The following is a 24,888-nucleotide window of genomic DNA, read 5'->3' on the forward strand; positions in this document are numbered from 1 at the left end:
TCAGCTTTACCATCGGCGCCAGGTTCTTTCCAGTTGTGACCGTCAGGTACGAGCGGAAAGCTCGTGGCCCATCGGCGTCGCGTCGGGCAGGCTGACGCCGGCGTTCTCGAAATCCGGGCTGTGGACTTCCGAATCCAGCGGCATGTGGCTGTAGCGGGCGGGCGCCGGTTGGCGCTGCTGAGGCGCCGCGCTGAGCAGTCGCTTGGCCTCGCAGCGACCATTGATGCCGCGTAACAGCAGCAAGGCGCCGGCCGCTGCCTGCAACAGTCCGCCCGCACCGCCGCGGCGCGCCCCCAGACCGAGCAACAGCAGGCCGCCGGCCAGCGAGGCAGCGCGTTCCCAGCCATGCACGTTCTGGTCGTGGGATTCGTAGGGTGAGTTCATCGGGCAATCCTCGTCAGGGCTGATGCAGCAACTGACTGCGGCGTGCCACAGGCGTTCCGCGGCTGCGGCGCTATCAGCCCTGGCGGGCGATCAACGCCGGATCGGCGGGTTGCTGCGGGATATCGGCGGGCTCGATGTCCCAGTCGCCGTACAGGTACCAGTCCTCGCCGAGCATTTCCGAGGGGTGCATCGTGCGGTCGGCGCCGTTGCCGCAGCCCAGCGAGGTCGCCGGGCAGTAGCGGTCGCAGCCCCAGCAGATGCGTTCGGGATGCGGCGGGTTGAGCGGAAACTTCTTGGCCATGGGGCTACCTCGCGCTCAGCGAAGCGGTATCGGCAGGCGAGAGCGCATCCGTCAGCCGATCTGCCAGTTCGGGCTGCGCCAGCACCGCGCAGAGCGCGGGGATGAGCAGGCAGCCGTCGGGCTGAATTTCGATGCCATGCGCACGCAGGTGCAGCAGGCCTTCACGTTGCAGCTGTTCCAGCAGCGGTTGCAGCGTTGCGTAGCGTTCCTGGAACACGACGCCGGCGCGTGCCTGCAGGCTGACGAAGTCCAGATAGCCATCGCACAGCAGTTGTTCGGTGATCGCCCGCAGCCCACGATCGACACTGGCAGGCAGCAAGCCGCGGTCGGTAGGAAGCTGGGCCTGGGCGAGTGCCTGCCGGTAATCCGCGATCGACGTGTGATTGCGCACATAGAGATCGCCGACCCGGCTGACCGCACCGGCGCCCAGACCGAGATGGTCGAACTGCGCGAGCGTGGTGTAGCCGCCGACATCATGGCGAAGACAGCCAAGCTCTTGCGCCATCGTCAGTTCGTCGTGGGGAAGGGCAAAGTGGCCCAGACCGATGAAGCGGTAGCCGGCCGCGGCGAGACGCTCGATACCGCAACGGTGCAAGACCTGGCTGACATCGGCGGGCGCAAGGCTGAGGCGCCGCGAGGCGGGGGCCGGCAGTTGCCGGTAATCGAACATCGAGACGCGGTCGGGTTGCAGCTCGATGATCGAATCGAGCTTGCGGGCGAAGCTGGTCGGTGTCTGCCAGGAACGGCCGTAGCCGAGGTCAACGTTCACCGAGAGGTAGTGCAGCGTGCGTGCCGCCTCGATCAGCGCGCGAATGCGGCTGGTGCTCTGGAAGTACTCGACGGAATTGCCCAGATCGGCATGCAAATCGGGGACGCTGACGCTCAACTGGTTGAAGCCCAGTTCACGCAGGACGCCGACCAGCGGCCAGTCGGCATGGGCGAGTTCGACCTCGACGCTGAATTCGTTCGGCTCATGAGGGTTGAGCTCGAAGCGCGATTGCACATGGCCGATCAGCCGACGCAACTGGTCGAGACTGGCGCGGCCGGCGTTGAGCTGCAGACGTTCGACGCGAGGATGCTCGCCGAGGTGGCAGGCGTGCAGGTCGATTTCGCGCTCCAGATCGGCGATGTAGAGCGTCAGCTCGTCGTGCGGCAGCAGCGGCAGCTGTACGGCGAGGGAAAGGGGGCGCTGTGCCTTGCGGCTGTCGCGCAACGCGCGCAGCAGGTCGAGCGGTGCGATTGCGGTGGTGAAATCGGCGGTTCGCGGGTAGCCGCACTGATGCGGGTCAAGTTGCCCGTAGCGTTGCATCAAGTGGTCGTTCCAGCGTACAGAGCCAAACATTTGAGCCTCCGAACGGCGCGTATGTATTGGCAATGTGGTCATAGAAGCCTCTTGGAGCGTTGATAAGGGTCAAGACCTAGTTGATTAGTGGGTTAAGGGGTGACGCAATGCACCAAAGGCAGTCGTCGCGGCCAAGCAAGCTGCCTTTGGCGTTGGGTGTTACTTCTGGCTCAGCACCCACTCGGCGAGAATCTTCGCCTCTTCGTCGGTTACCGCGTTTGGCGGCATCGGGATCGGGCCCCAGGTGCCCTGAGAGCCGTTCTTGATCTTGCCGGCGAGCATGGTGGCGGCGTCCGCCTGGCCTGCGTACTTGGCGGCGACTTCCTTGTAGGCCGGGCCGACCAGCTTGGCGTCGATCGAATGACAGGCCGCGCAGGCCTTGCTCTTGAACAGCGATTCGCCGTCCTGCGCCAGCGCCGGCTGCAGAGCCAGAGCGCCGCCGAGGGCGAGCATGGAGATCACGATTTTTTTCATGGGTATTTCCTTTGGGTTATGACGGTCGCGATTTCGCTGACTCAGCGAAATCGCGACGACTCCCAGGTCAGGCACCTGGGAGCCTCGCTGCAATTGTCCGTCGCGCTTTAAGTGATATCTAATGAATACAAATGCAGCTTGATAACAATATCGTTGAATCATTGTGGCTATTTGTCGCACCACAACGGTGCAGGCCCGCGAAGCGCACGACCGTTCCTCTCGCCAGCCGCCCGCGGTCGTGAAAAAATCTTACTATATCAATGACATACATCTCATCGGATCTCGCATGCTGGCTGCCGTGAAGCGCTACACCCTGCTCGTTGCTGGAACGCTGGCGCGCTGCTTCCCACGTACAGCGGCACATCTGCGCAACGAGGACGAGCTGGTATTTCGCCGCTGGGGCAAACCGGTCGCAGCACCGGCCGGTGGCAAGGCAGGGAAAGCACGCAAGGGGAAAGGCAAGCAGGACGCAGGCAAACCTGCGAAGAGTCCGCCGGCACGCCAACGAAGCGCGCGGCCAGTGGCTGCCGATGGTATCTACGCGTCCGGTGAGCTGCCGGTCAGCGCGGCGCAGATCGAGGCTATGCGCGAACAGGTTGCCCGCGCGGTGGCGGCCGGCGTCATCAACATGCCGTCGGATGAGCAGTGGGCGATGATTCTCTGCCGCAGCCCGCTGACGCGGATATTCGCCGGGGCGGGTTCGGGCAAGTCCACCACGCTGGTACTGCGGGTCGTGTTCATGCTCTGTCATCTGGGCATCGAACCGGCGCGGTTGACGGTGATTTCCTTCACCAATGCCTCCTGCGCAGAGCTACGCGAACAATTGCTCAAGCTGCTCGGGTTCTGGGGATTTCCTTCCGATGCCGGGCAGGCGCGCGAATGCGTCCGTACCTTCCATGCCGCGATGGGCATGCTGGCGCGCGAGGTGCTGGGCCGCCAGCAGTGGTTCGAGCAGCTTGACGACAAGGCCGCGTCGGCCGACCAGCCGGACAATCCGTTGGCCGCCGCGCGCCTGCGTCCTGCGCAGCAGCGGCTGCTGAAGCAGGCCTACCAGCGCTGTTACAGCGCCGAGGAGGCATTTCGTCGCCAGGTGCATGAGCTGCTCGGGCTGCCGGCTCCCGCCGAGCCGGCCAACGGCAAGCGTGCGACCGCGAGGGCACCACTGGATGGCTTCAAGCTGGCGGGAGAATTTCGCGCGTTACCGCTGTACGAGGCGTTCCACGTGCAAACGGGCTTCATCGAAAGCATCGGCTTGCGCATCGACCGGCTGCAACCTGGCGCGCTGCAGTGCGCGCCGCGCGAGCGGCTGTTCATCGAGGCATTGATGGCCTTCCATCGGCATTTCGAGGCCTGCTTGGCCGAACAGGGCCTGCAGACGTTCAATGGTGCCTTCGTGCAACTCAGCGAGCGCCTGACCAGCGGCGAAGGCATCGCAGCGGAGCAGCTGGCGCCATTCACGCACCTGTTGATCGACGAGTTCCAGGACATCTCCCCGCAGATCGTCCAGTGGCTGCAGGCGCTGCATCGCCGGGTCGCGCGCGACGGCAAGGCACCGAGCCTGATGGCCATCGGTGACGACTGGCAGTCGATCTATGGCTGGCGCGGCAGCTCGCCGGAGCTGTTCATGGACTTCGACAAGTATTTCCCGCGCCGCGGCAGGGCGAAGGGCAGCAAGACGCTGCTGCTGGACACCAACTATCGCTCCATCGAGCCGGTGATTCGCGATGCCGAGGCCGTGCTGGCGGGCGTCGCGTTCAAACAGGCCAAGGCCAGTAAGGCGGCCAGACCGATGCAGCCGGGCGATCACGGAGTGAAATTGGTGCCGCGCTTCGACCTCAACAAGGGCTTGGCGCAGCTGATCGAGCAGATCAACGCGCAGTGTGCCCATGCGGCAGAACGCCAGAGCCGCGAGCGCACCGCGGTGCTGCTGCTCAGCCGGCGCAACGAGCCGCTGCGGCAGATCCAGGCGCAGCTGGACCGCAAGCTGCCGGTTAAGGCCTACACCATTCACCGCGCCAAGGGTTTGCAGGCCGAAGTCGCGATCATCGTCGACGATTGCCTGCCCGCGGAGAAACACCCGCTGCGCAACGCGCTGTATGCCGCGTCCGGCTTCTTTCGCAACAGTTACGACCAGGCGCAGGCCGATGAGAGCCTGCGTCTCGCGTACGTGGCGATCACCCGCGGCGTCAGCCGGGTGTTCTGGTACACGCGCAAGCCCCAGGGCGCCACGACACTGTTGCGCCAGCGCGGCTAGCGCAACAGCAGCGCAACTACTGTACCGGCCAGCAGCAGTGACAGGCCTTTCCAGAACAGCAACGGGTTGCGTTCCAACAGCGGCGGGCGGGCGCGGTTGAGAAAGGCCGGGTTGGGCTGGCGCAGCTCGAAGACGAACTCCGACAGCTCGGCATAGCGCCGCGCCGGATCGGGATGCAGCGCCTTGCCCAGCACTTCGTCGATCCACGCCGGGATATCGCGCTGCGCATGGCGCAGCGGCTGATAGCGCAGGCGCCGCTGTACTGCGCGGCTGCGTGCCCTGGCGACGTCGGCGCCGTAGGGCAGGCGGCCGCTGAGCAGCTGATAGGCAATCACCGCCAGCGAATACTGATCCGAACGCGGCGTGCCGGCCTCGCCGAGAAAGTATTCCGGGGCGGTATAGGCGGCGGTGCCGAGCAGGTTGTCCTGCGTGCCCGGCGCATTGCGCTCGGCCAGCCCGGCGACGCGGGTCGAGCCGAAATCGATGATCTTCAGCGTGCCGGTGGCGTCGATCATCAGGTTCTGCGGGCGCAAGTCCTGATGCAGCATCTCCAGGCGGTGGAAGGCGCGCAGGCCGCGGGCGATCTGCTCGACGATGCCGCGCACGGTTTCCAGGTCCGGCTGTGGATGGTCGAGCATCCACTGCGCCAGCGTCTGGCCATCGATGAATTCGCTCACCGTGTACAGGTAGCGGCGCTGCCGCGGTGGCGGACAGGCCTTGACCACATGAGGATTGTCCAGGCGGCGGGCGATCCACTCCTCCAGCAGGAAGCGCTCCAGATAGGCCGCGTCGCCCCGCAGATCCATCGACGGCGTCTTCAGCACCACTTTGGCGCCGCTGGCTTCTTCGACGGCCAGGTGCACATGGCTGCGGCTGCTGATGTGCAGCTCGCGAACGATGCGATAGCCGTCGAACTGCATGCGCGGCTCCAGCAAGGGCGGCAGCGCCAGTTCGCCGAGTTGCCGCTGCACGTCGTCGACGGCCTGCTCCGGCAGGCTGTCGATGCGTACCAGCTGTGCGGTGAGGTTGTCGTCGCTGCCGTTGGCCAGTGCCCGCTCGACGATCCGGCGCGCCGCCAGGTCGAGGTCGTCGCCATGCTCGGCGACGAGCTGCGCTACCTCCCGTGCGCCGATGTGCTCGTAGACGCCATCGGTGGCGAGCAGGAACAGATCGCCGACCGCCAGCGGCAGGGTGCGGTAGTCGATCTCCAGGTGCCGGTCGATGCCCAGCGCGCGGCCGAGGTAGCTGGTATCCGCCGACACACGCACGCGGTGATCCTCGGTCAGCTGTTCCAGGTTGCCGTCGCGCAGTCGATAGATGCGCGCATCGCCGACGTGGAACAGGTGCGCGCTGGCGGACTTGAGCACCAGCGCGCTGAAGGTGCAGACATAGCCGCGGTCGCGGTCATAGCGGTGCGGGCTGTGGCGGGTCTGCGCATGCAGCCAGGAATTGATCGCCACCAGTACCCGCTGCGCCGACTGCTTCACCGACCAGGCGTCGGAGGTACAGAAGTAGTCGGAAAGAAAGCTCGCCACCGCGGTTTCGCTGGCGATATGGCTGACCTCGCTGCTGCTGATGCCATCGGCCAGCGCGATGGCGATGCCCTTGCTGGCGAGCAGGGCGTCAGCGGGCACGCAGGCGCCGTGAAAGTCCTGGTTGGCCGGTTTGCGTCCGGCATCCGAATGCTGGCCGAGGGAAATGGCGAGTTGGCTGGGCATCTTCATCTGCGCAAAAGCCCCGGCGCGCATGCGAGCCGGGGCCTTCGTTCACTCCAGGGTCAGTAGACGGTGCGCTTGGGTGCGGTGCGCACGTGGGTGGTATAGAGCGTCAGGCCGGTGAAGGCCAAGCCGCCGACCAGGTTGCCCAAAGCGGTGGGGATTTCGTTCCAGAGCATGTAATCCATCACCGAGAAGTCGCCGCCCATGATCATCGCCGAGGGGAACAGAAACATGTTCACCACCGAATGCTCGAAGCCCATGAAGAAGAACAGCATGATCGGCATCCACATGGCGATGACCTTGCCGCTGACCGAGGTGGAGATCATCGCGCCGACGACACCCATCGACACCATCCAGTTGCACAGCATGCCGCGCAGGAAGATGGTCGCCCAGCCTGCCGCGCCGAACTCGGCGTAGCCCAGGGTGCGTGCCTCGCCGATATGCGAGATTTTCTCGCCGATCGGCCCTGGCTCCGTGGAAAAGCCCATGGTGAAGACGAAGGCCATCATGAAGGCCACGGTCAGCGCACCGCCGAAGTTGCCGAGGAACACCCAGCCCCAGTTGCGCAGCACACCGCCGACGGTTACCCCGGGGCGACGGTCGAGCAGGGCCAGCGGGGTGAGCATGAACACCCCGGTCAGCAGGTCGAAGCCCATCAGGTAAAGCATGACGAAGCCGACGGGAAAGAGCATGGCGCCGATCAGCGGTGAACCGGTCTGCACGGTGATGGTCACCGCGAACACCGCGGCGAGGGCGAGGATCGCCCCGGCCATGAAGGCGCGGATCAGGGTGTCGCGGGTAGACATGAAGATCTTCGATTCACCGGCGTCCACCATCTTGGTGGCGAACTCCGAAGGGATTATGTAGGACATGGCGGATGCTCTCGAGTAGTGGGCAGAAACTTGCAGGTTGTGGGTTGTGCCGCGTCGCCGGCGGCGGATTCAGGCGACGGCGATCTCCACGGCATCGCCATTGAGGCGCACCGGCCATACCCGCAGGCTTTGTTCGGGGTATTCCAGGCAGCTGCCATCGGCCAGGCGGAAGTGCTGCTTGTACAGCGGCGAGGCGATCACCAGCTCGCCCTTGAGGCTGCCGACGATGCCGCGGCCGATGACGTTGGCGCCGGACTTGGGGTCGCGGTTGTCGATGGCGAACAACTGCTCGCCTTCGGCGTTGTCAGGCAGGTGGAACAGTGCCACCTGGGCGCCTTCGTGCCAGGCCACTACACCGGAATTGGCGACCAGATCGGCGCGGCTGCACAGTGCCTGCCAGGCCGCCGGGGCTGCGGAACGGGAGTCGAGACGAACGACGTTGGACTGGCTCATCAGAGCACCTCCTGGGTAAGTGGGATGAGGTGAAGTTCGCTGGCGCGTACCGGCCGACGCTGGCCGCGCTCCTTGACGAAGTGGATGTCGGGGTCGGCGCGGCCGTCGTTGACGAAGGTGCGGAAGCGCTTGAGCTTTTCCGGGTCGCTGATGGCGTTGGCCCATTCGCACTGGTAGCTGTCGACCACGTGCTGCATCTGGCTCTCCAGCTCGGCGGCCAGCCCCAGGCTGTCGTCGAGGATCACGGCCTTGAGGTAATCGAGGCCGCCTTCCAGGCTCTCGCGCCAGACCGAGGTGCGCTGCAGCTTGTCCGCGGTACGCACGTAGAACATCAGTACGCGGTCGATGGTGCGGATCAGCGCCTCGTCGTCGAGGTCGGTGGCGAACAGCTCGGCGTGCCGCGGGCGCATGCCGCCGTTGCCGCAGATGTAGAGGTTCCAGCCTTTGTCGGTGGCGATCACGCCGATGTCCTTGCTCTGCGCCTCGGCGCATTCGCGGGTGCAGCCGGAGACGGCGAACTTGATCTTGTGCGGCGCGCGCAACCCCTTGTAGCGGTCCTCCAGGCGCAGCGCCATGCCGACGCTGTCCTGCACGCCGTAGCGGCACCAGGTGCTGCCGACGCAGGACTTCACCGTGCGTAGGCTCTTGCCGTAGGCGTGACCGGTTTCGAAGCCGGCGGCGATCAGCTCGCCCCAGATGTCCGGCAGCTCGTGCAGCTGGGCGCCGAACAGGTCGATGCGCTGGCCGCCGGTGATCTTGGTGTAGAGGTCGTATTTCTTCGCCACCTGGCCGATGGCGATCAGCCCCTCCGGGGTGATCTCGCCGCCCGGGATGCGCGGTACCACCGAGTAGGTGCCGTTCTTCTGCATGTTGGCCATGAAGGTGTCGTTGGTGTCCTGCAGCGGAATCAGCGCCGGATCGGTGATCGGCTGGTTCCAGCACGAGGCCAGGATCGAACCCACCGTCGGCTTGCAGATGTCGCAGCCGACATGGCCGCGGCCGTGTTTGGCCAGCAGTTCGGCGAAGCTCTGGATGCCCTCGACACGGACGATGCCGTAGAGCTCCTGGCGGGTGTAGGCGAAGTGCTCGCACAGGCTCTTGTCCACCGCCACGCCGCGCGCGGCCAGCTCGGCGTCGAACACCAGTTTGAGCAGGGCGCTGCAGCCGCCGCAGCCGGTGGCCGCCTTGGTGATGGCTTTCAATTCGCCGAGGTCGGTGACGCCGGCGTCGACCTGGCAGCACACCGCGCCCTTGCTGACGTTGTGACAGGAGCAGATGGTCGCGCTGGCCGGCAGGGCGTCCGGGCCAAGGGTCGGAGCGCCCTCGGTCTGCGGCAGGATCAGCGCGGACGGATCGGCCGGCAGCTTGATGCCGTTCTGCGCGTACTGCAGCAGGGTGTCGTAGTAGCTGTTGTCGCCTACCAGCACCGCGCCGAGCACGGTCTTGCCATCGGCGGATACCACCAGGCGGCGGTAGCTGGCGCTGGCCTCATCGATGAAGCGGTAGCTGCGCGAGCCCGGCGTTGCGCCGTGGGCATCGCCGATGGAGCCGACATCCACGCCGAGCAGCTTGAGCTTGGTCGACATGTCGGCGCCGTAGAAGGGCTCGTGCGGTTCTTCGGCCAGCTGAGCGGCGACACTGCGCGCCATGCTGTAGCCCGGGGCGACCAGGCCGAACACGCTGCCGTTCCAGCTGGCGCATTCGCCGATGGCGAAGATCGCCGGGTCCGAGGTGCGGCATTCGCTGTCGATGACGATGCCGCCGCGCGGGGCAATCTCTAGCTCCGCGACTCGGCCGAGCGCGTCCTGCGGGCGGATGCCGGCGGAAAACACGATCAGGTCGGTTTCGAGAAATTCGCCGTCGGTGAAGTTCATCCGCCAGGCGTAGTTCTCGCCGGCGACGATCTCCTGGGTGGCGCGCGACAGGTGCACGCCGACGCCCAGCGCCTCGATGCGCGCCTTGAGTGCGGCACCGCCTTCGCCGTCCAGTTGCACTGGCATCAGGCGCGGAGCGAATTCGACGACATGGGCTTCCAGACCGAGCGACTTCAGCGCGTTGGCCGCTTCCAGGCCGAGCAGACCGCCACCGACCACCACACCGCGCCTGGCGCTGCTGGCGGCCGCACGAATCGCATCGAGGTCGTCGAGGGTGCGGTAGACCAGTCGCGCACTGCCTTCGGCGCCAGTGATCGGCGGCACGAAGGGGTAGGAGCCGGTGGCCAGGATCAGTTGGTCGTAGGGCTGGCGGCCGGCGCTGGTGACGACTTCCTTGCGCTCACGGTCGATGCCCAGCACCTGAACGCCCAGATGGGTGTAGACGCCGTGGCTGCTGTAGTAGTCGGCATCGCACATGGCCAGCGACTCGGCGTCGCGGCCGCCGAAGTATTCGGACAGGTGCACGCGGTCGTAGGCACGCTGGCGCTCCTCGCCGAACACATGCAGTTCGTAGCGGGAGAGGGCGCCGCGCTCGATCAGCTGTTCGATGCAGTGGTGGCCGACCATGCCGTTGCCGACGATGACCAGTTTTTTGTGCGTGAGCGGAGTGACGGTAGAACTCATGGCCTTTCCTCAGTCGAGCTGCTGCGGCACTGGGCCGGCAAAACGCAAAAAGGCGCCTGGAGCTGGTATCAGCTCCAGGCGCCTTTGCCTGGTTTTCGTGAAGTTCTTGGGGGTAGTGGATCAGGCGTCGTTGCCTGCCGTTACCCGGTCCCACGCCTGCTGGCGGGCGGTCGCCGCTGACCGCCTGGGACGACCTGCCTGATTCGGGCAGGTGTTGCCTGGGTATTTGCAGCTAGCGTGCCAAGTCATCTGAAACCGCGCTCCGGCGCTGGCGCAGTGCCGGAAAGTGCGGTTCAGCGGGGTGCGCGGCCACTTCGCTGCGCGGGCGGAGGAGTGGCCGGCGAGATTGCACGCCGGCAGCGCGTTGAACCAGAAGGGTGCGGCGCGGTGCACGCATTCCCCGCTTTGGGGCGATGGTGACGGCTCGGCTGCGCAGGTGCGGGGCGACGGTCGGGAAACGTGGCTCAGCGCGGTGTTGCGCTTTCCGGCTGTCGGCTTGCCGGGCGCGCCTGCGGCTTGGCCAGCAGCAATTGCGCTGTGCCGATGCTGCGTTCGAGGAAGCCGCCCTCGCAGTAGCAGAGGTAGAACTCCCAGAGCCGGTAGAACTGCTCGTCGTAGCCCAGCGTTTCCAGCTCGCTGCGCGCGCGGCGGAAGTTCTCGTGCCACAGGCGCAGGGTGCGCGCGTAGTGCCAGCCGATGTCTTCCAGGTGCAGCAGGTTCATGTCGGTTTCGCGGCCGACCAGCTCGGTCATCCGCTGTACCGAGGGCAGCGCGCCACCGGGAAAGATGTAGCGTTGGATGAAGTCGACGCTGCGCCGCGCCCGCTCGTAGCGCTGGTCGCGGATGGTGATGGCCTGCAGCAGCATCAGCCCGTCGGGCTTGAGCAGGCGCGCGCACTGACGGAAGTAGGTCGGCAGGAAGCCGTGGCCGACGGCCTCGATCATCTCGATGGACACCAGCTTGTCGTACTGGCCGTCGAGGTCGCGGTAGTCCCTGAGCAGCAGGGTGACGCGCTCCTGCAGGCCTTCCTTCTCGATGCGCGCCTGGGTGTAGGCGAACTGCTCGCGCGACAGCGTGGTGGTGGTCACCCGGCAGCCATAGTTGATGGCGGCGTACAGCGCCATGCTGCCCCAGCCGGTTCCGATCTCCAGCAGATGATCGGTTGGCTTGAGTTCGAGCTTGTCGCAGATGCGCTCCAGCTTGTTCAGCTGGGCCTGCTCCAGGCTGTCGTCGGCGTGCTCGAACAGCGCGGCGGAATACATCATGGTCGGGTCGAGAAAACGCTCGAACAGCGCGTTGCCCAGATCGTAGTGCGCCGCAATGTTGCGCTGCGAGCCGGCGCGGTTGTTGCGGTTGAGCCAGTGCAGGCCCTTGAGCAGCGGACGACCGAGCAGTGCCAGGCCGCCTTCCAGGCCATCGAGCACCTCGAGGTTGGCGACGAACAGACGGACCACGGCGGTCAGGTCCGGGCTGCTCCAGTAACCATGGATATAGGCTTCGCCGGCGCCGATGGAGCCATTGCTGGCGATCAGGCCCCAGGCGGCGCCGTCATGCACGTGGATTTCGGCATGGATGCCGCTTCCGGCGCCGAAAATCAGGCAATCGTCACCCTCGAACACGTTCAACTGGCCGTGACGCAACTGCGCCAGCTGGCGCAGCACGCTGCGACGCAGCAGACCGCCGGCCAGTCCCAGGGCGGTCGCCGGTGTGGCTTTGACGCTCAGGCTAGAGCTTTTCATGGCGAGACTCCTTGGCCGCGACGGTGGCCACGGCATAACGGCCGGTGGTGGGGTGGTGGGCAAAGAACGGGGTGCGCTTGATCGCCAGCCGCAGCGCCTGCCAGTAGATGGCGAGCAGCGTCTTGCCGGTCATCCACGGGAAGCGCAGCAGGTAGCGATGCACGGCGGCGCGCGAGAGTGCCTCGCGCTTGAGGCCGAGGGTGGCGTCGAACAGCTTGTGCTCGTCCTGCCAGTCCTCCATGTGTACGCCGATGGCCTCACCCGGTGGGTTGAAGCGCATGCGGTATTCGAGGTTGCCGGGCAGGAACGGCGACACGTGAAAGGTCTTCGCCACGTTGCAGCGCAGGTTGGCATTGCCGCTGGCCGGCAGCACATAGTGATAGCGCTCGCGCCAGGGCGTGTTGCTGACTTCGCAGAGGATCGCCGCCAGCTGCTGCTGCTCGTCGAAGCAGTAGAAGAAGCTCACCGGATTGAAACTCAGGCCCCAGCTGCGCGGCTGGGTCAGCAGGCGTACCGGCCCGTTGATCGCGCGCCCCAGCGCCTCGCTGACACGTTGGCGCACCGCATCGGCCAGCGGCATGCCGCGCCGGGTGAACTCCGGCAGGTAGTCGGTTTCGCGGAAGGCGAACGCAGCGAAACGACCGCGGCCGCACAGCGCGGACAGCCCGAGCACCGCGTCCTGCTCGGCAAGGTCCAGATAGAGCAGGCCCATGCGGTAGTGAAAGGCATGCGCGCGCGGGGCGAAGCGGCGGTGCTGCACCCAGCCGTGGTACAGCGCGCTGTAGACGATGGCGCCGCTCATAACGCTTCACCGAAGGCCGCCGCCACGCGCAACGCGCTGACCACGCCGTCTTCGTGGAAACCGTTGCCCCAGTACGCGCCGCAGTAATAGCTGTGCTGCGCACCGAGCAGCTCGTCGGCACGCGCCTGTGCGGCGATGCCGTCGAGGCTGAATTGCGGGTGGGCATAGGTGAAACGCGCGAGCACCTGCTCCGGGTCGATGGCGGCGGTCTGGTTAAGGCTGACGCAGAAGGTTTCCGGCGCCTCGATGCCCTGCAGGATGTTCATGTTGTAGGTCACCGCGGCCGGCTGCTCGCTCGGGCCGCCGAGCCGGTAGTTCCAGCTCGCCCAGGCGCGCTTGCGGCGTGGCAGCAGGCGGGTGTCGGTGTGCAGCACCACGTCGTTGTCGGCGTAGCGCAGCGCACCGAGCACGGCATGCTCGGTCGCCGTCGGCGCGCTGAGCAGACGCAGGGCCTGGTCGCTGTGGCAGGCAAATACCACCTTGTCGAAGCGCTCGGCGCCGGTCCAGGTGTGGATCGTCACGCCCTGCGCATCGCGCTGCACCGAATCCACCGGGCAGTTGAGGCGAATGCGCTCACTGAATGCGCGCGTCAGCGGTTCGATGTAGGCGCTCGAGCCGCCCTCGACCACGTACCACTGCGGGCGCCGGCTGACCGACAGCAGGCCGTGGTTCTTGAAGAAACGCACGAAGAACTGCAGCGGGAATTCGAGCATGTCGCTCAGCGACATCGACCAGATCGCCGCCCCCATCGGCACGATGTAATGGTCGATGAAGCGCTGGCTGTAGCGCCCCAGGCGCAGGTAATCGCCGAGGGAGACGTGCGCGCCGATGCGACCGCTCTGGTAGTCGTCCAGCGCTTCGCGGTTGAAGCGCAGGATGTCACGGAGCATGCCCCAGAAGGGCGGCGAAAGCAGGTTGCTACGCTGGGCGAACAGCGTATCGAGATCGTGGCCGTTGTACTCCAGGTCACGCCGGGGATCGCATACCGAAAAACTCATTTCGGTCGGCTTGTAGGCCACGCCGAGCTGGTCCAGCAGGCGGATGAAGTTGGGGTAGGTCCAGTCGTTGAAGACGATGAAGCCGGTGTCCACCGCGTAGTCCTGGCCTTCCAGGCGCACGTCCACGGTATGCGTATGGCCGCCGATCCAGCTGGCGGCCTCGAACACGCTGATGTCGTGCTGGCGATTGAGCAGGTGGGCACAGGTCAGGCCAGCGATGCCGCTGCCGATGATGGCGATCTTCATGATGGTCTTATCCGTGATGGTCCGTGCGCGCCATGCGCTGGCCCAGGGCGTACTGCAGGCGTGCGGGCAGGAGGGACAGCAGGCGCAGTCCGGCAATGAACGGCGCGGGGAACTGGATGTGCAGCGGCCGATGCTCCAGCCGGTCGGCGATGTAGCGCGCGGCCTTCTCCGCAGGCCAGCGCAGCGGCATGGGGAAATCGTTGCGACGGGTCAGCGGCGTGTCGACGAAGCCCGGGCTGACCAGCGTGACGTCGATGCGCTCGGCGGCCAGGTCCAGGCGCAACGATTCGAGCAGGTAGCGCAGGCCGGCCTTGGATGCGCCATAGGCGCCGGCGCGCGGCAGTGGCAACCAGGTCACCGAACTGCCGACGCCCACCAGCAGGGGGCGCTCACCGCGGCGCAGCAACGGCAGCGCTGCCTCGATGCAGTAGCCGGGTGCGATCAGGTTGGCGCGCAGCACGCGCTCGAGCAGATCGGCCTCGAAATGCCGCACGTCGATGTACTCGCAGGTGCCGGCATTGAGGATCACGCTGTCCAGCGCGCCCCAGTGCGCGCCGATTTCGGCGGCGATGGTGCGCACCGGCGTCGCGTCGGTCAGGTCGCCCGGCAGCACCAGCACCTGCTCGGGGTACTGCCGGGCAAGGGCATGCAGCGGCTCGCTGCTGCGCGCCGACAGCGCCAGCCGATGCCCCTGCGCCAGCAGCAGACGCGCCAGTTCATGACCGATGCCACTGCTGGCGCCAGTCAGCCAGATACGCCGCATGGCGGTCATGCCAGCCTCCGCTGCAGCCAGCGGATCGCCGGACCGAGCAGCGGCACGTGCTCGTAGAGCAGGGCGCCGGCATCGAAGAAGTCGCGGTGCCGCTCCACCTTGCCCTCGGCATTCCAACGCAGCAGCGAGCAGCCTTCGAGGCTGATCAGGCGGCCGCGCTTGAGGCTGGGATGGCGGTAGCTCATCACCCAGCGCAGATAGCCTTCGCCGTCGCGCACGGGGTCGAAACCGATGAACTCGAAGTCCAACTGCTCTACATTGGCGTACAGCGCGGCGAAGTAGTCCTGCAGCGCGTCGAGACCGATGACTTCGTGCAGCGGATCGGTGAAGTGCACGTCGCTGGTGTACAGCTCGCCCAGACGATGCAGGTTCCCGGCATCGAGACCGGCGAAACGGCGGGCGAAATCGTGCAGGAAGTCGCTCATGGCTGCACCTGCGGCAGATCGCGGAACGCCGCCAGTACCCGCGCGCGACTCTCACCGAGATCGACGATGGGCGTCGGGTAGTTCGCCGGTGCGAACAGCCCGCCGAGCGCGGACGGGTTGTGGATGTCGCGGCGGCTGAGCCCTTGCAGCTCGGGCAGCCAGTGCCGCAGGAAGCGGCCCTCGGGATCGAAGCGCTGCGACTGGCTGATCGGGTTGAACAGGCGGAAGTAGGGCACCGCGTCGGTCCCGGTGGAGGCGCTCCACTGCCAGCCGCCGTTGTTGGCGGCCAGATCGCCGTCGATCAGCTGGCGCATGAACCAGCGCTCGCCTTCGCGCCAGTCGATCAGCAGGTTCTTGCTGAGAAACATTGCCGTGATCATGCGCAGGCGGTTGTGCATCCAGCCGGTTTCGCGCAGCTGGCGCATGGCCGCGTCGACGATGGGAAAGCCGGTACGGCCTTCCTGCCAGGCGGCGAGGTCATCGGGCGCGTGGCGCCACGGCAACGCTTCGGTTTCGGCGCGGAATGCGCGGTGCATCGAGACGCGCGGATAGCCGACCAGGATGTGCGTGTAGAACTCGCGCCAGAGCAGTTCATTGATCCAGGTGACGGCGCCGCTGCTGCCGCTGTCCAGTTCGCCCCGGTTGCCGGCGAGTGCGGCGTGCAGGCACTGGCGGATCGAGATCACGCCGGCCGCGAGGTACGGCGACAGCTGGCTGGTGCCGGCTTCGGCGGGCAAGTCGCGGCGCTGCTGGTAGTCATCCAGCGCCTCGTCGATGAAGCTCGTCAGACGCTGGTGAGCGTGGGCTTCGCCAGCCGGCCAGCGTGCCTGGAGCGTGCTGGACGGCGCGGCGAAGCCCGGTACGGCGGATGGCCGCGGATCGCCCGTCATTGCCAGCGGCGCCTGCGGCGCGAGCGGCGGCAGGCACGGCGGCAGCGACAGGTGCAGGCGTGCCAGGCAGGTCTTGCGGAACTGGCCGAACACCTTGAAGTAGCCGCCGCTTTGCGTCAGCAGCGTGCCCGGGGCGAACAGCAGGCGGTCGAGATAGCGCTGGGTGACGATGCCGTCCCGATGCAAGGCTTCGCTCACCGTGTGGTCGCGGCGCTGCTCGTCGACGCCGTAATCGTCGTTGAAATGCACGGCGCGCACCGCGTGCTCGTGGCATACCTGCCGTAACGCGTCGGGGACGGTTTGCCAGTCATCGGCGTGGCGAATCAGCAGCGGCACGTTGAGGCGGCGCAGCTCGGTGGCCAGCTCGGCAAGGTTGCGCAGCCAGAAGTCCACCTTGCACGGCGCATCGTCGTGGATACGCCATTGTCCCGGTGTGAGCAGGAACAGCGCGATGGTCGGCCCTGCGGCCATGGCGGCGCTCAGGGCGGTGTTGTCGCTCACGCGCAGGTCGCGGCGCAGCCAGATCAATTGGGTCATGCGTCGTTCTCCGTGGCGTCAGGCAGGAGCCCGTCTGCTTGCAGCTGGTGCAGCGCCGCCAGTGGATCGCCGGCCAGACGCAGGGCGCCATGCTGGCTCAGCGACTCGGCGTGGATGTGCACGGCCGGGCCGACCAACAGCGCGTCGGCATGCTGCGCCAGCAGCCGCGGCAGATGGCGCTGCAGGCAATCGGCATCCAGGCTGTGCGCGGCGTGCAGCAGCAGGACGCGTGGGGCGATGCGTTCCACGGCGAGGCTGAGTTCGGCCAGCGGTACCTTCCATTCGACCAGCTCCACCGGGCAGCCGCTGCTGGACACCAGCCAGGCGGTCAGCCACAGGCCGGCATCGAACGGCTCGTCACCGAGCGTCGCCAGCAGCAGCGGGGCGCCGGCGTGCTGGCGATTGTTGAAATAGATGCGGGTGGCCAGTTTGCTGCGCAGCCAGCTATCGAACAGCGCGCGCTCCAGCGCGGCGCCAAACTGGCCGTGCCAACGTTGGCTCAGTCGCGCCTGCAGCGGCAACACCAGGTGCTGGCAGAGCGTGAGCGGCGGGTAAATGCTCAAGGCGCGGTTGAAGGCATCGTCGAGTTGCCGTTCGTTGAGCCGCTCGACCGCCGTGAGTAGCTCGTCCTGCAGATCGGTCCAGAGGTTCTGCTCGACCGGAGCGGCCGCGCGGCCGGCAGTCAGCAGCTGTTTGATCTGGCTGACGGCCACGCCACGGTCGAGCCAGGTGAGGATGTCGCGGATGCGCTGGACATGGCCGTCGTCATAGAGCCGGTGGCCCTTGGCGGTGCGGCGCGGCACGATCAGCCCGTAGCGACGCTCCCAGGCGCGCAGCGTCACGGGGTTCACGCCGGTCAGCCGGGCAACGTCGCGGATCGGCCGCCAGCCCGGCTCGAGGTCGGCCGGAGTGTTGTCGAACGCATCGCTCATGATCAGATTCCGTTACGCAGGCTGAGGTCTTCCGGGTGCGGCTGCAGGTAGGCCTGGCGCTCGATGTAGTGATGCGGGTGGCGGCGGAAGTGGTGCTTGAGCAGCGTCAGCGGCACCACCAGCGGGACGATGCCGGCGCGGTACTGGTCGATCAGCCGGCGCATCTCGCGGCGATCCTCCGGCGCAAGCGCGTTCTTCAGATAGCCGCTCAGGTGCTGCAACACATTGCTGTGGGTGCCGCGGGTGGCCGGACGCTTGAGCGCCTGCATGAACTGGCTGAAATAGCCGGGCGCGAACTCCTGCACCGAGCAGTCACGCAGGTTTGCCACCATCCGCCCCAGCGCGCGGTACTGCTGCGGGTGCGCAGCCATCAGCTGGTATTTGTAGCGTGAGTGGAAATCGACGATGGCCTTGCGCGTCAGGCCGGTCTGCACCAGACGCTGCCATTGCGCATAGGCGTAGACGCGGGTGAGGAAGTTCTCGCGCAGCACCGGGTCGTTCAGGCGGCCGTCTTCCTCGACCGGCAGGTCGGGACGCGCCTCCATCAGCGCGCGGGCGAAGATACCGGTGCCGCCGCCGGGTACTGTGTGGCCGTTGTCACGATAGACCTTGACCCGCTCCATGCCGCAGGACGGCGACTTCTGCATGAGGATGTAGCCGCTGATATCGTCCAGCTGCGTCGCCATTTGCCGGCCGTAGGCGGCCAATGCGTCGGTGACGTCCAGTTCGCTGCGCACGGTGCCGCGGGCCCGGGGATTATCCGGCTCGCCGACCAGGCGGATCGGTTCGCGCGGTGTACCGAGGCCGATGGCGACCTCCGGGCACAGCGGGACGAACTCGACATGCCGGGCCAGCACGTCGCTGCACAGCGACGATTGCTTGTGGCCGCCGTTGAAGCGCACCGGATTACCGAGCAAGCAGGCACTGATGCCGATCTTGGGCGTGGCGACGGAGCTGAGCATGGGATGACCTCGTCTTGTACAAGCAGTGGATCTGTACAACCTGAGGTCATCATAGATATTGAGTTGTACAAGTCAAGCGATCTTGTATAAGTAATTACAAGCTGTGTATAGGTTCGGCGCAGGCCGGCGGCGCTCAATGCCAGCCCATGCGCCAGCTCAGGTCGTCGCGCAGCTGGCGCCAGTCGATCCATTCGCTGCGCAGGCTGTACACCGCCTGCAGTTCGACCTGCTGCAGCACGCCGGCGTCGTCGTACTGCAGATCGATGACGAGGAAGTGCTTTTCGCGGTTGCGCGGCTCGCAGGCCGTCCATTTGGACAGCCTGAGCTTGGCTGGATTGAAGCGGTTCACAGGCTGGCCAGCAGCAACTGTGCGGCGCGTGCTCCGCTGCGCCAGGCGCCTTCGACCGTGCCGTCCAGGCACCAGTCGCCACAGGCGAACAGGCCTCCTTGCGAGTCGGCCAATGCGCCCCAGTCATTACGCCGGGCCGGGTAGGCGTACAGCCAGCGGTGGGCGATGGCAAACTCGGCTGGCGGCAAGCACTGGCCCAAGCGCTCAGCGAAGGCGTGGGCGAGGTGGTCGATAACGGCTTCTTTCGGCAGATCCAGATGCTGGCGCGTCCAGCCGGCAGTCGCGTGCAGCACCCAGCTGTCGAGCCGGTTGTCGCGGCCTGGTTTGGCACTGTCGTGCGTTGCTTGGCGCAGGATTTCGTCGTCGAACCGGAGGGTGTGGCGCACACATGGCAGCGCCTCGGCAAAACCGAGCGCCACCGCCCACACCGGCTCCATGACGACGCTGGCGGCGCGCGCGGCGAGCACTGGCGCGGAGCTCAGCAGGGCTGCGGCCTGCGGAGCCGGTACCGCGACGATGACGTGGCTGAACGGCCCATGGCTAACGCCCTCGGTATCGAGCAGCTGCCAGTGGTGCTCGCCGCGAAACACCTCGCTGATCCGGCAGGAAAAGGCGGCCGGCAGGTCGCCGAGCAAGCCACGGCTGATCGCGCTCATGCGCGGCGTGCCCACCCAGTATGGTTGCGGGTTGTCGACGGCAGCCCAGCTCGCACAGGAACCTGCGGAGGTCCATTCAACGAGCATCGTACGCAACGCAGGGTCGTGCGCGAGGAATCCGGGCGTGCCGAGGTCCAGCGCGCCGATCTCGCTGCGCTTGCTGGAGATGCGGCCGCCGCTGCCACGGCTCTTGTCGAACAGCTGTAAAGGCAGGCCGGCCTGACGCAGCGCATGGGCTGCCGAAAGGCCAGCCATGCCGGCTCCGATGATGGCGATCTTCTGGGACATCGTTCACCTCCCGTTGGGTCGGGCAGGCTACGCGAGCGTAAAAACTTATACAATAAAATCATCGCGTACAGGTGTATGCTGAGATCAGCAAACAATCCGCACGTGCTACGAGGAGACCCGCATGAACATCCTGCTCACTGGCGGTACCGGCTTGATCGGTCGGGCACTGTGTCGGCACTGGACCGCGCAGGGACACAATCTCTGGGTCTGGAGCCGTACACCGCAGCGTGTCGCGCAGCTGTGCGGGCCACAGGTACGCGGTATCGGCGAGCTGCGCGAACTCGATTCACAGGCACTGGATGCGGTGGTCAACCTGGCCGGCGCGCCCATTGCCGACCGACCCTGGACCAAGGCGCGCCGCGCACTGTTGTGGCAAAGCCGGGTGCGCCTGACCGAACAACTGGTGACCTGGCTGGGGCAGCGCGAGCCCAAGCCGCAGGTGCTGATCTCCGGTTCCGCAGTCGGTTGGTATGGCGATGGCGGTGAGCACACGCTGACCGAGGATAGCCAGGTGGTCACGGGCGACTTCGCCAGCCAGCTCTGCGGCGCCTGGGAAGAAACCGCGCGCGAGGCCGAGTCGCTCGGTATTCGCGTGGTACTGGTGCGCACCGGTCTGGTGCTGGCCGCCGATGGCGGATTCCTGCAGCGGCTGCTGCCGCCGTTCCGTCTGGGGCTGGGTGGGCGCATCGGCAGTGGCCGGCAGTGGATGCCCTGGATTCACATCGATGACCAAATCGGCCTGATAGATTTTCTTCTGCATCAGCCACAGGCGCGCGGCCCCTACAATGCCTGCGCGCCACAGCCGGTGCGCAACGCCGATTTTGCCCGTGCCCTGGGCCGGGCGTTGCATCGTCCGGCGCTGCTGCCGGTGCCGGCGGCGGTGCTCAAGCTGAGCCTTGGCGAATTGTCCGGTCTGCTGCTCGGCGGCCAGCGGGCGTTGCCGGCGCGGGCGCAGGCGGAGGGCTTCGTCTTTCACTTCGACAGCCTCGATGCCGCGCTGGCTGATCTGTTGACGCAGCCCGGCTCCCAGCGCCTGCGCCATGTGTGAAAATACCGCGCCGCGTGCAGCATGGCGGCGCGCCCCCCAAACCGTAGTCAGGAATGTTGCATGACAGAGCAGGCGTTGTTGTTGGTCAACCTGGGTTCGCCAGCCTCCACCGAAGTCGCCGATGTGCGCCGCTATCTCAACCAGTTCCTCATGGACCCGTATGTCATCGACCTGCCCTGGCCGCTGCGGCGCCTGCTGGTATCGCTGATCCTGATCAAACGGCCGGAGCAGTCGGCGCATGCCTATGCGTCGATCTGGTGGCCGGAGGGCTCGCCATTGGTGGTGCTGAGCCGGCAGTTGCAGGAAGCGGTGCGGCCGCACTGGACGCAGGGGCCGGTCGAGCTGGCGATGCGTTACGGCGAGCCGTCCATCGAAACCCGGTTGGTCGAGCTGGCCGGGCAGGGCATCCAGCGGGTCACCCTGGCACCGCTTTATCCGCAGTTCGCCGACAGCACGACGACCACGGTCATCGAGGAGGCCCGGCGGGTGATCCGCGCGCATGGGCTGCAATTGCAGCTGTCGATCCTGCAGCCGTTCTACGATCAGCCCGAATACCTCGATGCGCTGACCGCCAGTGCCGCGCCCTTTCTGCAACAGGACTTCGATCATCTGCTGCTGAGCTTCCACGGCCTGCCCGAGCGCCACCTGCACAAGAGCGATCCGACCGGAGCGCACTGCCTCAAGGGTGACGATTGCTGCCAGCGCGCCGAGGGCGAGGTGCTCGCCAGCTGCTATCGCGCGCAGTGCATGCGCACCGCTGCGGGTTTCGCCGCGCGTGCCGGATTGCGTGACGATCAGTGGTCAGTGTCGTTCCAGTCACGGCTGGGCCGGGCCAAGTGGATCGAACCCTATACCGAAACGCGTCTGGATGAACTGGCCCAGCGCGGCGTGAAGAAACTGCTGGTGATGTGTCCGGCGTTCGTTGCCGACTGCATCGAAACGCTGGAGGAAATCGGCGATCGCGGCCGCGAGCAATTCATCGAGGCCGGCGGCGAGGATCTGCTGCTGGTGCCGTGCCTGAACACCCACGAGGATTGGGTGCAGGCGCTGGTCGCACTGTGCCGCCGGGCGCCGCAGGAACTGTGAATCGCCGCGCTCAGCCGCTGGCGCTGGCGCGCTGCGGCTGAGCGACGACCAGTCGTTCAAATTCTTCCACCGGCATGGGCTTGCCGAACAGATAGCCCTGATAGCGGTGACAGCCGTTGGCGAGCAACGCCGTGCGCTGTTCTTCGCTTTCCACCCCTTCGGCGATGACCTCAAGACCCAGACCGGCCGCCAGTGCGCAGGTGGCGCGCACGATGGTCTGGCTGCTGGCATCGTCCGGCAGGCCGCGGACGAAGGCCTGGTCGATCTTCAGCTGATCCAGCGGTAACTGCTGCAGGTAACTCATGGACGAATAGCCGGTGCCGAAGTCGTCGATGGAGAAGCGGATGCCGTGCGCCTTCAGCTGGTTCATCCGCGCGATGGCCTCGGGCATGTTGTCCAGCAGCAGCGTTTCGGTGAGCTCCAGCTTGAGTCGCTGGGGGTTGGCGCCGCTGGCTTGCAGCAGCTGCAGCAGCAGGGTGATGAAGTCGTCCTGATACACCAGGTGCGCGCTGATGTTGACCGCCAGCGTCAGTTCGTCGAATCCGGCGCGGCCGGACCATTGCGCGAGCTGCAGGCACGCCTGTCGCAGCATCAGCACATCCAGCTCCTGGACGAGACCTGCGCGCTCGGCCTGGACGATGAACTCCGCCGGCGACAGCAGGCCTCGCTGCGGATGCCGCCAGCGCACCAGCGCCTCGGCGCCGGTCAGGCCCCTGGTCTGTTCTACCTGTGCCTGCAAATAGAGAAAGAATTCGCCCGTCAGCACGCCGCGGCGGATTTCTTCCTCCAGGCGCAGACGCTCCTGCACGGCCTGCTGCATGCGCGGGTCGAAGAAGCGCAGGGCGTTCTTGCCTGACAGCTTGGCTTCGTACATCGACATGTCGGCGCGCTTCATCAGCTCGTCGCTGGTGCTGTCGTCCTCGCCGAACAGCACCACGCCGATGCTGGCGCTGCTGTGCAGGTTCAGCTCGTTCAGGCGATAGGCGCCATCCAGCGAGCTGAGCAGCTTCATGCCGACATGCTCGGCCTGGCTGCCGGCCAGTACGGCATCGCTGGCCAGGCCTTCGAGCATCACCACGAACTCGTCGCCGCCGAGCCGCGCCACGGTATCGCTGGCGCGGATGTTGGCCGACAGCCGCCCAGCCGCCAGACGCAGCACCTCGTCGCCGGTCTGGTGCCCGTGCAGGTCGTTGATGTTCTTGAAGTTGTCCAGGTCGATGAACATCAGTGCGCCCAATTGGCCGGTGCGCCGGCTGGATGCCATCACCTGCTGCAGGCGATCGAGCAGCAGCCGGCGGTTGGGCAGACCGGTCAGCGGGTCATAGAAGGCCAGATGGTGGATGCGCTGTTCGGCGAGCTTGCGGTCGGTGATGTCGGAGAAGGCCGCCACGTAGTGGCTGATCTTGCCCTGCGCATCCTTCACCGCACTGATGGTCAGCCACTCGGGATACACCTCGCCGTTCTTGCGTCGGTTCCATATCTCGCCGATCCAGGTGCCGGTCGTGCCGATGCTTTCCCACATCGCCCGGTAGAAGTCCGCGTCGTGCTTGCCGGACGCCAGCAGGCGGGTGGTCTGGCCGATGGCTTCCTCGCTGGTGAAACCGCTGATCTGGCTGAAGGCCTTGTTCACCCGCAGGATGCGGTTGTCCGCGTCGGTGATGAGCATGCCCTGTTGCGATTCGAAGGCGATCGCAGCGATGCGCTGTTCCAGCTCGGCATTGGTGCGTTCGGTGATGTCGCGGCTGAGCCAGACCACCGCGCGCTTTTCCATGTCGGGAATATCCAGCGCCAGGGCGCGTCCCTCGAAAACCCGCCGGCCGCCGAGCGTCTGCATCGTGTATTCGAGCAGCTGCGGGGTATCGCTGCGCAGCGTTTCATGAATGAAATCGAGGAAGCGCTGCTCCTCTGCCGGTGGCATGACGTCGTGCAGGCGGCGACCGATCAGGCGCGAGGGATCGTCGTAGAGCAGGCTGCGTTCGGAGCAGATGATGTCCAGGTAGCGCCCGTCCTCGTCGATCACCAACAGCAGATCGGGCAGTGCCTGGGTGATGGCACGCAGCCGCGCCTCGCTGATCTTGAGCGCCTGCTCGGTGTTGTTGCGTTTGATCAGGTCCTTGATCAGCAGGCCGAGGGCCGTCGTGCCCAGCGGCAGTGCCACCAGCAGCGTCGCGGCGACTTCGCGAAAGGCCGTCAGCACCACGGCGGTCGGCAGCAGCAGCGCGACCAGCCCCAGCACCCCAAAATGCAGGAGCAGGCCGAATGCCAGCAGCTGCCAGCAACCGATGCGCACCAGGCCGCGCTGATGGCAGTAGCGATAGGCGAGCCCGAGCACGATGGGCAACAGCACGTTGCCCAGGCCCGTCAGCATCCCGATGCCGCCGAGCCAGATGCGATAGGCCGCGGCCAGCGCGCCGGCGATGCCGGCCACCAGCGGCCCGCCGAACAGGGCGGCCATGCTCAGCACGACGGTGCGCGCATCGAAGACCAGGCCGGCCTGAATGGCGTTGGGGATCATCATGCCGATGATGCAGGCAATGCCGAACCAGGTACCGGCTGCACATTGCGCCACGGGGCGGTCTTTTCTCGTCCAACTGCTTGAGTAGAAGGAGAGCGGCCAGCACAACGCGAACAGAATGACCGTGTTTTCTACGAGGACGTTGGTAATCAACGAGCGTCATCCAAGGGCGCAATGCGCCCGACTGCAGGAAGGGAATGGCGGAGTGCCATTATGCCATGAAACGTCCATGACAACCTTTGCAGTCAGCGTCAGCCGGGCGTTTGCGGGTATCTTGGCGCGCTCAC

At 66.2% G+C, this 24,888-nt stretch carries 22 protein-coding genes; 3 read left to right on the forward strand and 19 right to left on the reverse strand.

Features of this window, described 5'->3' with window-relative positions:
* Positions 1–42: 42 nt before the first annotated feature.
* The 4 genes from HU825_RS13655 to HU825_RS13670 form a co-directional block, all read right to left on the reverse strand.
* Positions 43–384, reverse strand: a complete 342-nt coding sequence (locus HU825_RS13655) for a YgaP-like transmembrane domain (protein WP_043298437.1) — start codon at positions 382–384, stop codon at positions 43–45.
* Positions 385–457: 73 nt separating this feature from the next.
* The gene (locus HU825_RS13660; RefSeq protein ID WP_043298439.1) at positions 458–685 is read right to left on the reverse strand and encodes a DUF3079 domain-containing protein; all 228 of its coding nucleotides are present in this window, start codon (positions 683–685) and stop codon (positions 458–460) included.
* A gap of 4 nt (positions 686–689) precedes the next feature.
* Complete coding sequence (locus tag HU825_RS13665; protein WP_234302238.1) at positions 690–2,027, reverse strand: oxygen-independent coproporphyrinogen III oxidase; 1,338 nt, start codon at positions 2,025–2,027, stop codon at positions 690–692.
* A 159-nt stretch (positions 2,028–2,186) separates the two neighbouring features.
* A complete protein-coding gene (locus tag HU825_RS13670) occupies positions 2,187–2,501 on the reverse strand; it encodes a c-type cytochrome (RefSeq protein ID WP_043298443.1) in 315 nt (104 codons plus the stop codon).
* Between the two features lie 286 nt (positions 2,502–2,787).
* Here HU825_RS13670 and HU825_RS13675 point away from each other — a divergent pair, with 286 nt between their 5' ends.
* The gene (locus tag HU825_RS13675; protein ID WP_234302239.1) at positions 2,788–4,755 is read left to right on the forward strand and encodes a DEAD/DEAH box helicase; all 1,968 of its coding nucleotides are present in this window, start codon (positions 2,788–2,790) and stop codon (positions 4,753–4,755) included.
* Here HU825_RS13675 and HU825_RS13680 read toward each other — a convergent pair.
* From HU825_RS13680 to HU825_RS13745, 14 genes are all read right to left on the reverse strand, one after another.
* Positions 4,752–6,473 carry a bifunctional protein-serine/threonine kinase/phosphatase gene (locus tag HU825_RS13680; RefSeq protein ID WP_234302240.1) on the reverse strand — a complete coding sequence of 574 codons (1,722 nt, stop codon included), beginning with the start codon at positions 6,471–6,473 and terminating at the stop codon, positions 4,752–4,754. The genes HU825_RS13675 and HU825_RS13680 overlap by 4 nt on opposite strands.
* Positions 6,474–6,532: 59 nt before the next feature.
* Positions 6,533–7,345, reverse strand: a complete 813-nt coding sequence (locus HU825_RS13685; RefSeq protein WP_043298448.1) for a formate/nitrite transporter family protein — start codon at positions 7,343–7,345, stop codon at positions 6,533–6,535.
* Positions 7,346–7,414: 69 nt separating this feature from the next.
* Entirely contained in the window at positions 7,415–7,798 is a 384-nt protein-coding gene (gene nirD, locus HU825_RS13690; RefSeq protein ID WP_054094951.1) for a nitrite reductase small subunit NirD, read from the reverse strand.
* Positions 7,798–10,356: a nitrite reductase large subunit NirB gene (gene nirB / locus HU825_RS13695; protein ID WP_234302241.1), complete on the reverse strand. Its 2,559-nt coding sequence runs from the start codon at positions 10,354–10,356 to the stop codon at positions 7,798–7,800. Before nirB ends, nirD begins: the two co-directional genes overlap by 1 nt.
* 464 nt (positions 10,357–10,820) lie before the next feature.
* Complete coding sequence (locus HU825_RS13700; protein WP_234302242.1) at positions 10,821–12,095, reverse strand: SAM-dependent methyltransferase; 1,275 nt, start codon at positions 12,093–12,095, stop codon at positions 10,821–10,823.
* A complete protein-coding gene (locus tag HU825_RS13705; RefSeq protein WP_234302243.1) occupies positions 12,082–12,897 on the reverse strand; it encodes a DUF1365 domain-containing protein in 816 nt (271 codons plus the stop codon). Before HU825_RS13705 ends, HU825_RS13700 begins: the two co-directional genes overlap by 14 nt.
* Positions 12,894–14,141 carry an NAD(P)/FAD-dependent oxidoreductase gene (locus HU825_RS13710; protein ID WP_234302244.1) on the reverse strand — a complete coding sequence of 416 codons (1,248 nt, stop codon included), beginning with the start codon at positions 14,139–14,141 and terminating at the stop codon, positions 12,894–12,896. The genes HU825_RS13705 and HU825_RS13710 overlap by 4 nt, the downstream gene beginning before the upstream one ends.
* A gap of 7 nt (positions 14,142–14,148) precedes the next feature.
* Positions 14,149–14,913 (reverse strand): SDR family NAD(P)-dependent oxidoreductase, encoded by a 765-nt coding sequence (locus HU825_RS13715; protein WP_234302245.1) that lies wholly within the window; start codon positions 14,911–14,913, stop codon positions 14,149–14,151.
* Positions 14,910–15,338 (reverse strand): nuclear transport factor 2 family protein, encoded by a 429-nt coding sequence (locus HU825_RS13720; RefSeq protein ID WP_234302246.1) that lies wholly within the window; start codon positions 15,336–15,338, stop codon positions 14,910–14,912. The genes HU825_RS13715 and HU825_RS13720 overlap by 4 nt, the downstream gene beginning before the upstream one ends.
* Positions 15,335–16,765, reverse strand: a complete 1,431-nt coding sequence (gene phrB, locus HU825_RS13725; RefSeq protein WP_234302247.1) for a deoxyribodipyrimidine photo-lyase — start codon at positions 16,763–16,765, stop codon at positions 15,335–15,337. The genes HU825_RS13720 and phrB overlap by 4 nt, the downstream gene beginning before the upstream one ends.
* Positions 16,762–17,697: a MerR family transcriptional regulator gene (locus tag HU825_RS13730; RefSeq protein ID WP_234302248.1), complete on the reverse strand. Its 936-nt coding sequence runs from the start codon at positions 17,695–17,697 to the stop codon at positions 16,762–16,764. The genes phrB and HU825_RS13730 overlap by 4 nt, the downstream gene beginning before the upstream one ends.
* Before the next feature lie 2 nt (positions 17,698–17,699).
* Positions 17,700–18,659 (reverse strand): YbgA family protein, encoded by a 960-nt coding sequence (locus tag HU825_RS13735; RefSeq protein ID WP_043298466.1) that lies wholly within the window; start codon positions 18,657–18,659, stop codon positions 17,700–17,702.
* A 133-nt stretch (positions 18,660–18,792) separates the two neighbouring features.
* Positions 18,793–19,008, reverse strand: a complete 216-nt coding sequence (locus HU825_RS13740; protein WP_043298468.1) for a TIGR02450 family Trp-rich protein — start codon at positions 19,006–19,008, stop codon at positions 18,793–18,795.
* Entirely contained in the window at positions 19,005–19,952 is a 948-nt protein-coding gene (locus HU825_RS13745; RefSeq protein ID WP_234302249.1) for an NAD(P)/FAD-dependent oxidoreductase, read from the reverse strand. The genes HU825_RS13740 and HU825_RS13745 overlap by 4 nt, the downstream gene beginning before the upstream one ends.
* A gap of 121 nt (positions 19,953–20,073) precedes the next feature.
* Between HU825_RS13745 and HU825_RS13750 the strand changes: the two genes are divergently transcribed.
* Together HU825_RS13750 and hemH are read left to right on the forward strand one after the other, a co-directional pair.
* Entirely contained in the window at positions 20,074–21,000 is a 927-nt protein-coding gene (locus tag HU825_RS13750) for a TIGR01777 family oxidoreductase (RefSeq protein WP_077683329.1), read from the forward strand.
* A 60-nt stretch (positions 21,001–21,060) separates the two neighbouring features.
* Positions 21,061–22,086 carry a ferrochelatase gene (hemH, locus tag HU825_RS13755; RefSeq protein WP_234302250.1) on the forward strand — a complete coding sequence of 342 codons (1,026 nt, stop codon included), beginning with the start codon at positions 21,061–21,063 and terminating at the stop codon, positions 22,084–22,086.
* Positions 22,087–22,096: 10 nt separating this feature from the next.
* Here hemH and HU825_RS13760 read toward each other — a convergent pair whose 3' ends face one another.
* On the reverse strand, positions 22,097–24,754 hold the full coding sequence (locus HU825_RS13760; protein WP_234302251.1) for an EAL domain-containing protein: 2,658 nt from the start codon (positions 24,752–24,754) through the stop codon (positions 22,097–22,099).
* Positions 24,755–24,888 lie beyond the last annotated feature (134 nt).

Origin of the sequence: Pseudomonas phenolilytica (assembly GCF_021432765.1) — a bacterium.
Taxonomy (GTDB): domain Bacteria; phylum Pseudomonadota; class Gammaproteobacteria; order Pseudomonadales; family Pseudomonadaceae; genus Stutzerimonas; species Stutzerimonas phenolilytica.

Coding starts and splice junctions, on each gene's coding strand:
- HU825_RS13655 (WP_043298437.1), bottom strand. CDS start 384: ATGAACTCACCCTACGAATCCCACGACCAGAACGTGCATGGCTGGGAA.
- HU825_RS13660 (WP_043298439.1), bottom strand. CDS start 685: ATGGCCAAGAAGTTTCCGCTCAACCCGCCGCATCCCGAACGCATCTGC.
- HU825_RS13665 (WP_234302238.1), bottom strand. CDS start 2,027: ATGTTTGGCTCTGTACGCTGGAACGACCACTTGATGCAACGCTACGGG.
- HU825_RS13670 (WP_043298443.1), bottom strand. CDS start 2,501: ATGAAAAAAATCGTGATCTCCATGCTCGCCCTCGGCGGCGCTCTGGCT.
- HU825_RS13675 (WP_234302239.1), top strand. CDS start 2,788: ATGCTGGCTGCCGTGAAGCGCTACACCCTGCTCGTTGCTGGAACGCTG.
- HU825_RS13680 (WP_234302240.1), bottom strand. CDS start 6,473: ATGCCCAGCCAACTCGCCATTTCCCTCGGCCAGCATTCGGATGCCGGA.
- HU825_RS13685 (WP_043298448.1), bottom strand. CDS start 7,345: ATGTCCTACATAATCCCTTCGGAGTTCGCCACCAAGATGGTGGACGCC.
- nirD (WP_054094951.1), bottom strand. CDS start 7,798: ATGAGCCAGTCCAACGTCGTTCGTCTCGACTCCCGTTCCGCAGCCCCG.
- nirB (WP_234302241.1), bottom strand. CDS start 10,356: ATGAGTTCTACCGTCACTCCGCTCACGCACAAAAAACTGGTCATCGTC.
- HU825_RS13700 (WP_234302242.1), bottom strand. CDS start 12,095: ATGAAAAGCTCTAGCCTGAGCGTCAAAGCCACACCGGCGACCGCCCTG.
- HU825_RS13705 (WP_234302243.1), bottom strand. CDS start 12,897: ATGAGCGGCGCCATCGTCTACAGCGCGCTGTACCACGGCTGGGTGCAG.
- HU825_RS13710 (WP_234302244.1), bottom strand. CDS start 14,141: ATGAAGATCGCCATCATCGGCAGCGGCATCGCTGGCCTGACCTGTGCC.
- HU825_RS13715 (WP_234302245.1), bottom strand. CDS start 14,913: ATGACCGCCATGCGGCGTATCTGGCTGACTGGCGCCAGCAGTGGCATC.
- HU825_RS13720 (WP_234302246.1), bottom strand. CDS start 15,338: ATGAGCGACTTCCTGCACGATTTCGCCCGCCGTTTCGCCGGTCTCGAT.
- phrB (WP_234302247.1), bottom strand. CDS start 16,765: ATGACCCAATTGATCTGGCTGCGCCGCGACCTGCGCGTGAGCGACAAC.
- HU825_RS13730 (WP_234302248.1), bottom strand. CDS start 17,697: ATGAGCGATGCGTTCGACAACACTCCGGCCGACCTCGAGCCGGGCTGG.
- HU825_RS13735 (WP_043298466.1), bottom strand. CDS start 18,659: ATGCTCAGCTCCGTCGCCACGCCCAAGATCGGCATCAGTGCCTGCTTG.
- HU825_RS13745 (WP_234302249.1), bottom strand. CDS start 19,952: ATGTCCCAGAAGATCGCCATCATCGGAGCCGGCATGGCTGGCCTTTCG.
- HU825_RS13750 (WP_077683329.1), top strand. CDS start 20,074: ATGAACATCCTGCTCACTGGCGGTACCGGCTTGATCGGTCGGGCACTG.
- hemH (WP_234302250.1), top strand. CDS start 21,061: ATGACAGAGCAGGCGTTGTTGTTGGTCAACCTGGGTTCGCCAGCCTCC.